Origin of the sequence: Janthinobacterium sp. J1-1, from assembly GCF_030944405.1 — a bacterium.
Taxonomy (GTDB): domain Bacteria; phylum Pseudomonadota; class Gammaproteobacteria; order Burkholderiales; family Burkholderiaceae_D; genus Janthinobacterium.
In genome coordinates, this window is the sequence record NZ_CP132339.1 from 1,740,951 (window position 1) to 1,753,505 (window position 12,555).

The 12,555-nt window shown below is 63.1% G+C and carries 13 protein-coding genes; all 13 read left to right on the plus strand.

The window, feature by feature from the left end:
* The first annotated feature begins 180 nt into the window (after nucleotides 1-180).
* The 13 genes from paaA to Q8L25_RS07930 all read left to right on the plus strand — a co-directional run bounded on the left by paaA (nucleotide 181) and on the right by Q8L25_RS07930 (nucleotide 12,555).
* Nucleotides 181-1,170 (plus strand): 1,2-phenylacetyl-CoA epoxidase subunit PaaA, encoded by a 990-nt coding sequence (gene paaA, locus Q8L25_RS07870; RefSeq protein ID WP_308924332.1) that lies wholly within the window; start codon nucleotides 181-183, stop codon nucleotides 1,168-1,170.
* 33 nt (nucleotides 1,171-1,203) lie between these two features.
* A complete protein-coding gene (gene paaB, locus Q8L25_RS07875) occupies nucleotides 1,204-1,488 on the plus strand; it encodes a 1,2-phenylacetyl-CoA epoxidase subunit PaaB (RefSeq protein ID WP_034746356.1) in 285 nt (94 codons plus the stop codon).
* A gap of 14 nt (nucleotides 1,489-1,502) precedes the next feature.
* Nucleotides 1,503-2,255, plus strand: a complete 753-nt coding sequence (paaC, locus tag Q8L25_RS07880; protein WP_308925682.1) for a 1,2-phenylacetyl-CoA epoxidase subunit PaaC — start codon at nucleotides 1,503-1,505, stop codon at nucleotides 2,253-2,255.
* The gene (paaD, locus tag Q8L25_RS07885) at nucleotides 2,255-2,794 is read left to right on the plus strand and encodes a 1,2-phenylacetyl-CoA epoxidase subunit PaaD (RefSeq protein ID WP_308924333.1); all 540 of its coding nucleotides are present in this window, start codon (nucleotides 2,255-2,257) and stop codon (nucleotides 2,792-2,794) included. The genes paaC and paaD overlap by 1 nt, the downstream gene beginning before the upstream one ends.
* A gap of 35 nt (nucleotides 2,795-2,829) precedes the next feature.
* Nucleotides 2,830-3,909 (plus strand): 1,2-phenylacetyl-CoA epoxidase subunit PaaE, encoded by a 1,080-nt coding sequence (gene paaE, locus Q8L25_RS07890; RefSeq protein WP_308924334.1) that lies wholly within the window; start codon nucleotides 2,830-2,832, stop codon nucleotides 3,907-3,909.
* Nucleotides 3,910-3,967: 58 nt separating this feature from the next.
* Nucleotides 3,968-4,759 carry a 2-(1,2-epoxy-1,2-dihydrophenyl)acetyl-CoA isomerase PaaG gene (paaG, locus tag Q8L25_RS07895; protein ID WP_308924335.1) on the plus strand — a complete coding sequence of 264 codons (792 nt, stop codon included), beginning with the start codon at nucleotides 3,968-3,970 and terminating at the stop codon, nucleotides 4,757-4,759.
* Between the two features lies 1 nt (nucleotide 4,760).
* Entirely contained in the window at nucleotides 4,761-6,326 is a 1,566-nt protein-coding gene (paaH, locus tag Q8L25_RS07900) for a 3-hydroxyacyl-CoA dehydrogenase PaaH (RefSeq protein WP_308924336.1), read from the plus strand.
* The gene (paaI, locus tag Q8L25_RS07905; RefSeq protein WP_308924337.1) at nucleotides 6,319-6,771 is read left to right on the plus strand and encodes a hydroxyphenylacetyl-CoA thioesterase PaaI; all 453 of its coding nucleotides are present in this window, start codon (nucleotides 6,319-6,321) and stop codon (nucleotides 6,769-6,771) included. Before paaH ends, paaI begins: the two co-directional genes overlap by 8 nt.
* 44 nt (nucleotides 6,772-6,815) lie before the next feature.
* Nucleotides 6,816-8,144, plus strand: coding sequence for a phenylacetate--CoA ligase PaaK (paaK, locus tag Q8L25_RS07910; RefSeq protein ID WP_308924338.1), 1,329 nt, complete (start codon nucleotides 6,816-6,818; stop codon nucleotides 8,142-8,144).
* 22 nt (nucleotides 8,145-8,166) lie between these two features.
* Nucleotides 8,167-9,372, plus strand: a complete 1,206-nt coding sequence (pcaF, locus tag Q8L25_RS07915; RefSeq protein ID WP_308924339.1) for a 3-oxoadipyl-CoA thiolase — start codon at nucleotides 8,167-8,169, stop codon at nucleotides 9,370-9,372.
* Nucleotides 9,373-9,451: 79 nt separating this feature from the next.
* Nucleotides 9,452-10,603: an ABC transporter substrate-binding protein gene (locus Q8L25_RS07920; RefSeq protein WP_308924340.1), complete on the plus strand. Its 1,152-nt coding sequence runs from the start codon at nucleotides 9,452-9,454 to the stop codon at nucleotides 10,601-10,603.
* Nucleotides 10,604-10,675: 72 nt separating this feature from the next.
* Nucleotides 10,676-11,554, plus strand: coding sequence for a branched-chain amino acid ABC transporter permease (locus tag Q8L25_RS07925; RefSeq protein WP_308924341.1), 879 nt, complete (start codon nucleotides 10,676-10,678; stop codon nucleotides 11,552-11,554).
* Nucleotides 11,551-12,555: a branched-chain amino acid ABC transporter permease gene (locus tag Q8L25_RS07930; protein ID WP_308924342.1), complete on the plus strand. Its 1,005-nt coding sequence runs from the start codon at nucleotides 11,551-11,553 to the stop codon at nucleotides 12,553-12,555. The genes Q8L25_RS07925 and Q8L25_RS07930 overlap by 4 nt, the downstream gene beginning before the upstream one ends.

Here is a 12,555-nt window from a genome sequence, read left to right on the forward strand (position 1 = left end):
CAGTTTACTTCGCTCTGCGCTGCTGCATGCACTATTTTCCATATGATACCTCCGTAAAAGAAACATAAGATACGGAATTTTCAAATGATTCAAATCAAGTGTATGCAAATCGATTTATGTATCGTATTATCCGTTTATCGCTTTGCGCAGTAGCGCAAGCCACCCATTGGGAGACAGATCATGTACGCACAAATGGTTGAAACCGGCCTCAAGAACGTTCGTTCCATCGACGACATGGGCGCGGAAGAGCAGGCTTTCCAGGCACGCATCGACGAAGGCATCAAGATCGAGGCCAAGGACTGGATGCCGGACGCTTACCGCAAGACCCTGATCCGCCAGATTTCGCAGCACGCCCACTCGGAAATCGTCGGTCAATTGCCAGAAGGCAATTGGGTGACGCGCGCGCCGACCCTGAAACGCAAGTCCATCCTGTTGGCCAAGATCCAGGACGAAGCGGGCCACGGCCTGTACCTGTACAGCGCGGCCGAAACGCTGGGCGTGTCGCGCGACGAATTGCTGGCCGCCCTGCACTCGGGCAAAGCCAAGTATTCCAGCATCTTCAACTACCCGACCCTGTCGTGGGCCGACATGGGCGCCATCGGCTGGCTGGTCGACGGCTCGGCCATCATCAACCAGATTCCGCTGTGCCGCTGCTCGTATGGGCCGTATGCGCGTGCCATGATCCGCGTCTGCAAGGAAGAATCGTTCCATGCGCGCCAGGGCTACGACATCATGATGTCGCTGTGCAAGGGCACGCCAGCACAGAAAGCCATGGCGCAGGATGCCCTGAACCGCTGGTGGTGGCCGTCGCTGATGATGTTCGGCCCGTCCGACGCGGCGTCCGTCAACAGCGCGCAATCGGCGCAATGGCGCATCAAGCTGTTCTCGAACGACGAATTGCGCCAGCGCATGGTCGACCAGACCGTGCCGCAGATCGAATACCTGGGCCTGACCGTGCCCGATCCCGACCTGAAATTCAACGTCGAGACCGGCCACTATGAATTCGGCGAGATCGACTGGTCCGAGTTCAACAATGTATTGAAGGGCAATGGCCCGTGCAACCGCGAACGCCTGCAGACGCGCGTCAAAGCGTATGAAGATGGCGCATGGTTCCGCGATGCACTGGTGGCCTACGCCGACAAGCAGACCGCAGTCAAAGCGGCAGCCTGAGAACCGACATAAAAACAGTAAGGGGATAGCATCATGAGCAAAGAATGGCCTTTGTGGGAAGTTTTCATCCGCAGCCAGCACGGCCTGGCGCACAAGCATGTGGGCAGCCTGCACGCCTCCGACGCCACCATGGCGGTCAACCATGCGCGCGACGTGTACACGCGCCGCAATGAAGGCGTCAGCATCTGGGTGGTGCGCGCCGCCGATATCGTTGCCAGCAGCCCCGGCGACAAGGGCGCCCTGTTCGAACCGTCGAACAGCAAGGTGTATCGCCATCCCACCTTCTTCCCGATGCCGGAAGAAGTCAAGAACCTGTGATGGGAGTGATCGCAATGGATGACAAGGTCACTTATTTACTGCGCCTGGGCGACAACGCCCTGATCCTCAGCCAGCAGCTGTCGCAGCTGTGCGGCAAGGGTCCGGCGCTGGAAGAAGACATGGCGCTGACCAACGTCGCGCTGGACCTGCTGGGCCAGACGCGCTTGTGGTTCAGCTATGCGGCCGAACTGGAAAACGCGGGCCGCGACGAGGACGATATCGCCTTCATGCGCGACGCCCACGACTTCCGCAACTGCCTGCTGGTCGAACAGCCGAACGGCAACTACGCCGACACCATGATGCGCCAGTTCTTCTTCGACACCTGGCACTACTTCCAGCTGCTGGAGCTGACGAAAGCGAGCGACCCGCGCATCGTCGAAGTGGCGCAGAAGTCGATCAAGGAAGTGACGTACCACCTGCGCCGCAGCGGTGACCTGATCGTGCGCCTGGGCGACGGCACGGCGGAAAGCCACCAGAAAACCCAGGCCGCGGCCGACGCGCTGTGGATGTATACGGGCGAGATGTTCCAGTATGACGCGGTCGACAGCGCCATGGTGGCGGCCGGCATCGCGCCGCCTGCCGACCTGCTGCGCGCCGCCTTTCTGGAACACGTGGCCGAGATCTTTGCCGAAGCCACATTGACCATGCCGGCGCCGGACGCCTGGATGCAAAAGGGCGGCAAGCAGGGCACGCATACGGAACACCTGGGTTTTATCCTGGCCGAGATGCAGTTCCTGCAGCGCGCCTATCCCGGAGCGGAGTGGTAATGAATACCGCCACCGGCACGCTCGATGCGGCGCAGGTCTGGGCCTGGCTCGGCGACGTGCCGGACCCGGAAATCCCCGTCATTTCGGTGGTGGACCTGGGTATCGTGCGCGCCGTCGAAGTGACAGGCAATGACGCCTGCGTGGTGACGATCACCCCGACCTATTCCGGTTGCCCGGCGATGCAGGTGATCGCCGATGCGGTGACGGATGCCTTGCGCGAGCATGGCGTGGAAAACGTCACGCTGGTGAACCAATTGTCGCCGGCCTGGACCACCGACTGGATGAGCGACGAGGGCAAGGCCAAGCTGAAAGGCTATGGCATCGCCCCGCCGCAGCAGCAGGTGATCGATATCAGTGGGCTGAAGGGTGGGGCAAGATCGGGCGTGAAACGCGTGGCGGCGCCAAAACTGGATGTGATCTGCCCGAACTGCGGTTCCAGCCATACGCAGCTGACCAGCCAGTTCGGCTCCACGCCCTGCAAGGCGCTGTACAAATGCATCGATTGCCGCGAACCGTTTGATTACTTCAAGTGCCACTAAAAAAGCATGCAGTGCGTAGAAACTGGAGATGAAGCATGAGTAAATTTTATCCGCTGTCGGTGTCCCACGTGCGCAATGAAACGCGCGACACCATCGCCGTCACCTTCGACGTGCCTGCCGAGTTGCAGCAGCAGTTCCGCTTTCAGCAGGGCCAGCACCTGACCTTGCGCGCCAATATCAATGCGGAAGACGTGCGCCGTTCGTACTCCATCTGTTCGGCGGTGCAGGACGGCACCTTGCGCGTGGCGATCAAGCGCACCCCCGGCGGCGCGTTTTCCACCTGGGCCAACGACACGCTGAAAGCCGGTGCGACGATTGAAGTCATGCCGCCGATGGGCCACTTCAATGTGCCGCTCGACTGCGTCAACCGCAAGCACTACCTGGCGTTCGCCTCGGGCAGCGGCATCACGCCGATACTCTCCATCATCAAGACCACCCTGCTGACGGAACCATTGAGCCGTTTTACGCTGTTCTACGGTAACCGCGCCTCCTCGTCCGTGATCTTCAAGGAAGAACTGACGGACCTGAAGGACGTGTATCTGGAGCGCCTGAACCTGGTCTACGTGATGAGCCGCGAACAGCAGGACATCGAACTGTTCAACGGCCGCATCACGCAGGAAAAATGTGAACAGTTCCTGCAGCACTGGATCAAGGTGGAAGACTACGACAACGCCTTTATCTGCGGCCCGGAAGACATGATGCTGGGCGTATCCGCCGCCCTGCAGGCGGCCGGCATGCCCAAGCAAAACATCAAGATCGAACTGTTCGCCGCCAGCATCCCGAAAAACGCCCACAAGCCACGCGCCCAGCTGGCCGCCGGCGCGGTGCAGGAGACGGAAGTGACCGTCATCCTGGACGGCAACCACACCACCTTCACGATGGACAAGGACAAGGAATCCATCCTCGACGCCGGCCTGCGCCAGGGTATCGACATGCGCTATTCCTGCAAGGGCGGCGTGTGCTCCACCTGCCGCTGCAAGGTCCTCGACGGCAAGGTCGAGATGGACGTCAACTACGCGCTGGAAGACTACGAAGTGGCACGCGGCTTTGTGCTCAGCTGCCAGAGTTTTCCTGTCACCGACAAGGTGATTGTCGATTTCGACCAGGCAGAGTAAAGCCACGGTCAGATCCCAGATTTCCGTTGCGGGCCAATAAATAAAATAGCGAGACGCCATGACCTACCAGAACATCCTCTTCACCATCGAGCAGGGCATCGCCACGCTCACCCTGAACCGTCCCGACAAGCTGAACAGCTTTACGCAGGCCATGCACGAGGAAGTGCGCGACGCGATTGCCAAAACAAACGCCGACAATTCCGTGCGCGTCTTCGTGCTGACCGGTGCCGGCCGTGGTTTCTGCGCCGGCCAGGACCTGTCCGACCGCGCCGTCGAACCGGGTTCGAAAGGCGTGGACCTGGGCGAGTCGGTGGAAAAAAACTATGCGCCGCTTGTGCTGGCCCTGAAGGCCTTGCCGATGCCGGTACTCTGCGCCGTCAATGGCGTGGCCGCCGGCGCGGGCGCCAACCTGGCGCTGGCCTGCGATATCGTTATCGCCGGCAAATCGGCCAGCTTTGTCGAAGTGTTCTGCAAGCTGGGCCTGATCCCGGACACGGGCGGCACCTTCTTCCTGCCACGCCTGATCGGTTCGGCGCGCGCCATGGGCCTGGCCATGCTCGGTGAAAAACTGACGGCCGAAAAAGCGGAGGACTGGGGCCTGATCTGGAAATGCGTGGACGACGCCGAGCTGGCTGCGGAAACGCGCAAACTGGCCGTGCATTTCTCCACCGCGCCGACCAAGGGCCTGGCGTTCACCAAGCAGGCGCTGGCTCTCAGTGGTGCCAATACCCTGCCGCAGCAGCTGGCGCTGGAAGCGCGCATGATGAGCGAACTCGGTAACACCGACGACTACCGCGAGGGCGTGACCGCCTTTATGGAAAAACGCGCACCGCAATTCAAGGGACACTGAGATGGCAGCTCTGGACAACAACAGCATTGTCGCCGTGATCGGCAGCGGCGCCATGGGCGCCGGCATCGCGCAGGTGGCGGCGGCCGCCGGCTACCGCGTGAAACTCTACGACACGCGTCCCGAGGCCGTCAGCAAGGCGCTGGCGGATATCGGCAAGATGTACACGAAGCTGGCCGAGAAAGGCCGCATGACGGCGCAGCAGGCGCAGGACGCCACAGCGCGCCTGCAGGCGGCCGGCAGCTTGAGCGACGTGGCCGATGCGTCACTGGTGGTCGAAGCCATCGTCGAAAACCTCGACGTCAAGCGCAGCCTGTTCGCCGACCTGGAAGCGCTGGTCAGTGAGCGCTGCATCCTGGCCACCAATACCTCGTCGATTTCCGTCACCGCGATCGCCGCCAAGCTGCGCCGCCCTGAACGCCTGGTCGGCATGCACTTTTTTAACCCGGTGCCGCTGATGGCGCTGGTCGAAGTGATCAGTGGACTGGCTACCAGCGAAGCGGTCGCCGCCACCGTTTACGACACCTCGATTGCCTGGGGCAAGATGCCGGTGCATGCGAAATCGACGCCCGGCTTTATCGTCAACCGCGTGGCCCGTCCGTTTTATGCGGAAGGCTGGCGTTTGCTCAGCGAGCAGGCCGGCGACGCCGCCACCATCGATGCCGTGCTGCGCGAAGCGGGCGGTTTCCGCATGGGCCCCTTCGAGCTGATGGACCTGATCGGCCATGACGTGAACTTCTCCGTCACGCAATCGGTGTTCGGCGCCTATTTCAACGACCCGCGCTTCACGCCGTCCGTGCTGCAGCAGGAAATGGTCAATGCGGGCTTTTTGGGCCGCAAATCGGGCCGTGGCTTTTACCGGTATGGCGAAGGCGCCAGCATCCCCGCTGCCAGGGAAGAAAGCGCACAGCCGCGCCCGGAAGTGGTGGCCTTGTCCAGCGCCGTCGGCAGCGACGGCCGTGGCCACAGCGGCATCGTCCACGCGCTGGTGCAGCGCCTGGAAGCGTCCGGCATCAATGTCACCAGCAGGGTCACGCTCGAAGGCCAGGTCAGCGACACGGCGCCGGCCCTGCATTGCAATGGCGCGGCGATCTACCTGACGGATGGCCGCAGCGCCACCCAGCGCGCGCACGACAATCAACACGCCGACACGGTGCTGTTCGACCTGGCGCTCGACTATGCCACCGCCAAGCGCGTGGCGCTGGCGCGCGCCGACCAGTGCACCGATGAAGCGTACAACGCCGCTGTCGGCCTGTTCCAGGCGGCCGGTTTTACGGTGACGCGCCTGGACGACGTGCCGGGCCTGGCCGTGATGCGCACCGTCGCCATGCTGGCCAATGAGGCGGCCGACGCCGTCAACCAGGGCGTGTGCACGGCGGCCGCCGTCGATATCGCCATGCAGAAGGGCGTCAACTATCCGCGCGGACCGCTGGCCTGGGCCGATGCGGTCGGCGTCCAGCACGTCGTGACCGTGCTGCACCACCTGGCGCAAGGCTATGGCGAGGACCGCTACCGCGTCTCGCCGCTGCTGCGCCGCAAACTCGCCAATGGAGCATCGTTTCATGCATAAGCAAGACTCTGTACACGCAGCCCAGGCCCTGGCCGAAGCGGCCGCCGCCTCCATGCTGTCGCGCGACAGCGCCACGCAAGCCCTGGGCATCGCCCTCGTCGATGTCGGCCCCGGCCATGCGCGCATGACGATGACCGTACGTGGCGACATGCTCAACGGCCACCAGACCTGCCATGGCGGCTTTATCTTCGCCCTGGCCGACAGCGCCTTTGCGTTTGCCTGCAACAGCTACAACCTGAACACGGTCGGCGCCGGCTGCACCATCGACTACCTGGCGCCGGGCCGCGAAGGCGACGTGCTGACGGCCGATGCCGTCGAGCAGGCGCTGGCGGGAAAAAGCGGCGTCTACGACGTCAAGGTCAGCAACCAGGAAGGCCGCGCGATTGCGCTCTTCCGCGGCAAGTCGATCCGCGTGGCGGGTGAAGTGATCCAAGAGCAGGTTTGAACTGCCCGAACACCGAACAGTTAAAGAATTAACAGGAGACAGAGATGGTCCAACGTAATCCAGCCCCGAATGACCTCGAACCGATCGAGCGCGCCAGCAAGGATGAACTGCAGGCGCTGCAGCTCGACCGCATGAAATGGACGCTCAAGCACGCCTATGACAACGTGCCCCATTACCGCGCCGCTTTTGATGAAGCAGGCGTGCATCCGGACGACCTGAAGTCCTTGTCCGACCTGGCCAAATTCCCGTTCACCGATAAAAAAGTCTTGCGCGACAATTATCCGTTCGGCCTGTTTGCCGTGCCGCGCGAACAAGTCGTGCGCATTCACGCCTCGAGCGGTACCACGGGCAAGGCCACGGTGGTCGGCTACACGCAGAACGATATCGACACCTGGGCCAATGTGGTGGCCCGTTCGATCCGCGCCGGCGGTGGCCGCGCCGGCGACATGGTGCATATCTCCTACGGCTACGGCCTGTTTACGGGCGGCCTGGGCGCCCACTACGGCGCCGAGCGCCTGGGTTGCACCGTCATTCCGATGTCGGGCGGCCAGACGGAAAAGCAGGTGCAGCTGATCCAGGACTTCAAGCCGTCCATCATCATGGTCACGCCGTCCTACATGCTGAACATTATCGAGGAATTCACGCGCCAGGGCCTGGACCCGGCCGATTCGTCGCTGAAGGTCGGCATCTTCGGCGCCGAGCCGTGGACCGACGCCATGCGCTCGGAAATCGAAGCGCGCGCCGGCATCGACGCGGTCGACATCTACGGCCTGTCCGAAGTGATGGGCCCTGGCGTGGCGTCCGAATGTATCGAGAGCAAGGACGGCCCCGTCATCTGGGAAGACCATTTTTATCCCGAGATCATCGACCCGGAAACCGGCGAAGTGCTGCCGGACGGCGAAGAGGGCGAGCTGGTGTTTACCTCGCTGTCAAAAGAAGCGCTGCCCATCATCCGCTACCGCACGCGCGACCTGACCCGTTTGCTGCCGCCGACCTCGCGTTCGATGCGCCGCATCGGCAAGATCACGGGCCGTTCGGACGACATGCTGATCATCCGCGGCGTGAACGTGTTCCCGACCCAGATCGAAGAGCTGATCCTGAAGATGCCGAAGCTGGCGCCGCAGTACCAGCTGGTGGTGACGCGCGACGGCCACCTGGACAAACTGGAAGTGATCGCCGAACTGCGCGTCGACCTGACCTCCAGCCTGTCGGCCAGCGAGACAGACGCGCTGGCGCGCGAGCTGGAACACCGCATCAAGACGCACGTGGGCGTGAGCACGCGCGTGCGCCTGGTGGCCGCTTCCGGCATTGAACGCACCCTGACGGGCAAGGCCCGCCGCGTGGTCGACCAGCGCCCGAAGATCTTCTCCTGATAGCCCGAACAAGGAACCGAACATGAACGACGCTTTTATCTGTGACGCCGTACGCACACCTTTCGGCCGCTATGGCGGCGCCCTGGGTGGCGTGCGCGCCGATGACCTGGGCGCATTGCCGATCGCCGCGCTGATCGCGCGCAATCCATCGGTCGACTGGTCCGCCATCGACGATGTATTTTATGGCTGCGCCAACCAGGCCGGCGAAGACAACCGCAATGTGGGCCGCATGGCCGCGCTGCTGGCCGGCCTGCCGGTCGATGTGCCGGCCAATACCATCAACCGCCTGTGCGGCTCCAGCCTGGACGCCGTGGGCCTGGCGGCCCGCTCGATCAAGGCCGGCGAAGCGCAGCTGATCATCGCCGGCGGCGTGGAAAGCATGACGCGCGCGCCGTTCGTGATGGGCAAGGCCGACAGCGCTTTCTCGCGCGCGGCGAAAATCGAAGACACCACCCTGGGCTGGCGCTTCGTGAACGGCAAGATGAAGGCGCAGTACGGTATCGACACCATGCCGGAAACGGCGGAAAACGTGGCGGTGGAATTCGGCATCAGCCGCGCCGACCAGGACGCGCTGGCGCTGCGCAGCCAGCAGCGCTGGGCGGCCGCCCATGCGGCCGGCGTATTCGAGCGCGAGATCGTGCCGGTGGCCGTGCCACAGAAAAAGGGCGATCCGAAAATGGTCACCACCGACGAGCATCCGCGCCCCGATACTTCGCTGGAAATGCTGGCGAAACTCAAGGGTGTTGTAAAAGCTGACGGCACCGTCACGGCCGGCAATGCCTCGGGCCTCAACGATGGCGCCTGCGCCATCTTGCTGGCCTCGGGCGCGGCTGTCGACAAGTACAAGCTGACGCCGCGCGCAAAAGTGCTGGGCATGGCGACCGCCGGCCTGGCGCCGCGCATCATGGGTTTTGGCCCCTCGCCGGCCACGCGGAAGGTGCTGGCGCAGACCGGCCTCACCATCGAACAGATGGACGTGATTGAACTGAACGAAGCATTTGCCGCGCAGGCGCTGGCCGTTACGCGCGACCTGGGCCTGGCCGACGACGCCGCGCACGTGAACCCGAACGGCGGCGCTATCGCCATCGGCCACCCGCTGGGCGCTTCCGGTGCACGCCTGGTGATGGCCGCCCTGAACCAGCTGGAACGCACTGGCGGGCGCTATGCGCTGTGCACCATGTGCATCGGCGTGGGGCAGGGTATTGCCGTCGTGATTGAACGTGTATAAAAAGTAAAAACAAAAAGGCGCACGATTGCAAAAGCGCCGACCAACAATTGACCGTAGTGCCAACCTGGTGGAGACCACAATGATTGCGAATATCTTCAAGAAGACCCTGATTGCCGGCGTACTGGCCATGTCCGCCGTTGGCGCTTATGCGGCCGACAATATCAAGATCGGTTCCGTGCTGTCCGTCACGGGCCCGGCCGCCTTCCTGGGCGACCCGGAACTGAAAACCCTGCAGCTGTATATCGAGAAAATCAACGCGGCCGGCGGCGTGCTGGGCCGCAAGCTGGAACTGGTGCACTACGACGACGGCAGCGACGCGGCCAAGGCCAATGGCTTTACCAAGCGGCTGATCGAGTCGGACAAGGTCGACGTGCTGATCGGCGGCACCACCACCGGCGCGACGATGGCGATGGCGCCGCTGGTGGAACGCGCCAGCCTGCCGTTCATCTCGCTGGCCGGCGCCGTGGTGGTGATCGACCCGGTCAAGAAATGGGTCTTCAAGACGCCGCATACCGACCGCATGGCGGCCGAAAAGGTGTTCGAAGACATGAAGAAGCGCGGCATCACCAAGGTGGGCCTGCTGTCGGAAACCAGCGGCTTTGGCGCGTCGGGACGCAAGGAGTCGCAGATCGTCGCCTCCAAGTACGGCATCACCCTGGTCTCCGATGAAACCTACGGTCCGAAAGACACCGATATCACGGCGCAGCTGACCCGCATCAAGAACACGGCCGGCGTGCAGGCCGTGTTCGTGTTCGGCCTGGGCCAGGGCCCTGCCGTCGTCACCAAGAACTACGGCCAGCTGGGCATGACGGCGCTGCCGCTGTACCAGTCGCACGGCGTGGCGTCGGACGAGTATCTGAAACTGTCGGGCAAGGCCGCCGAAGGCGTGCGCCTGCCGACGCCGGCCCTGCTGATCGGCGCCATGCTGCCGGATGCGGACGCGCAGAAAGCCATCGTGGTCGGCTACGACAAGACCTACAAGGACCGCTACAAGATCGATCCGTCGACCTTTGGCGGCTATGCGCTGGACGCGCTGAACCTGTCGGTCGACGCCATCAAGCGCGCCGGGGGCACCGACCGCGAAAAAGTGCGGGCGGCGCTGGAATCGACCAAGGGTTTTGTGGGCACCACCGGTGTATTCAATATGTCGGCGAAAGACCATATGGGCCTGGACCTGTCGGCTTTCCGCATGGTCGAAGTGAAGAACGGCGAATGGCAATTGTCGAAATAAGGTAAGCCGGAAGTATCCGCGCGGGCTGCTCTCGAGGGCGGCCCGCGTGCAGCCGAACACATTGGAGACACCATGGAAGTCGCACAATTTCTACAATTTCTGTATTCCGGGATGACGGTCGGTTCCGCCTATGCGCTGGCGGCGCTGGGCTTTACCATCATCTACAACACCAGCGGCGTGATCAACTTCGCGCAGGGCGAATTCATCATGCTGGGCGGAATGCTGGCCGCCGTGATGTCGGCCGCCGGCGTGCCGCTGCCGCTGGCCATTTTCCTGGCCGTCGTCGCCACCGGCCTGGTGGGCCTCTTGATGGAAAAAACCGTGATCGAACCGGCGCAGAACGCGCAGGTCATCACCTTGTTGATCATCACCATCGGCGCTTCCCTGGTGCTGCGCGGCCTGGTGCAGATCTGGCTGGGCAAGGACACGCATTCGCTGCCGGCGTTTTCCGGCGATACGTCGATTCAATTCTTTGGTGCGAGCCTCTTGCCGCAAAGCCTGTGGGTGCTGGGCGTGACGGTCGTGATCGTGCTGGTGCTGGGCTGGTTCTTCGGCCGCACCCTGATGGGCAAGGCCATGCTGGCCACCTCGCACAACAAGCTGGCCGCGCAACTGGTCGGCATCAATACCCGCAAGGTGCTGCTGTTCTCGTTCGGCCTGTCAGCGCTCCTGGGCGCGGCCGGCGGCATCCTGGTCGCGCCGATCACCTATACCTCGTATGACGCCGGCATCATGCTGGGCCTGAAAGGCTTTGTGGCCGCCGTGTTGGGTGGCCTCGGTGGCGGCGCGGGCGCGATTGCCGGTGGCCTGATCCTCGGCATCGCCGAAGCCATGACGGCAGGTTACATCTCGTCGGCGTACAAGGACGCGGTACCGTTCGTGCTGATCCTCTTGATCCTGTTCTTCCTGCCGCAAGGCCTGTTCGGCGCTAAAAATTCGGAGCGTGTATGACCAACTTCTTCACACGTTTCTTCACACGCTCGCGCCATGGCGGCCTGCTGGTGCTGGCGCTGGTGCTGGCCATTTTGCCGCTGTTCCTCACCAATGCGTTCTACTATGACGTGGCGATCCGCATCGCGCTGAACGCCATCGTCGTCATCGGCCTGAACCTGCTGATGGGCTATACGGGCCAGATCAGCCTGGGCCACGCGGGCTTCTATGGCCTGGGCGCCTATGCGTCGGCCGTGCTGACCACGCACTACAACTGGCCGCCGCTGGCCGCGCTGGCCGCCGGTGCCGTCGCCACCGGCCTGCTGGCCCTGCTGCTGGCCCGTCCGGTCCTGAAACTCAAGGGCCATACGCTGGCGATGGCCACGCTGGGACTGGGCATCATCATCTCCATCGTGATCAACAACGAGACGCAATGGACCGGTGGCCCGGACGGCATCGGCGTGTCCGCCTTCAGCGTGGCAGGGCTGGAAATCGCCGGTGAAAAATCGTGGTATCTGGTGTGCGCCGTATTGCTGCTGCTGGTGACGTGGCTGGCGCTGAACCTGATCGATTCGCCCGTCGGCCGCGCGCTGCAGGCGATCCATGGCTCGGAAGTGGCGGCGCGCGTGGTCGGTGTCGACACCACGCGTTTCAAGGTACGCGTGTTCGTGCTGTCGGCCGTGATCGCCAGTATCGCCGGCAGCATCAGCGCCCATTACATCGGCTTTATCACGCCCAACCTGGCCGGCTTCTTCCACTCGATCGAGCTGGTGACGATGGTGGTGGTGGGCGGCATGGCGTCGGTCTTCGGTTCGATTATCGGCGCGGCGCTGTTGACGATTTTGCCGCAGCTGCTGTCCAGTTTTGAAGGCTGGGAGACGGTGGTGTTCGGCGTGATCCTGATGGCGACCATGATCTTTATGCCCAAGGGGCTGGTGCCGAGTCTGGCCAGCCGTTCGCGCAAGCGGGCAAGCACGCCAACCGCGCCCAAGGCGCCCGCCAAACCGGCACAGGAGGTATGA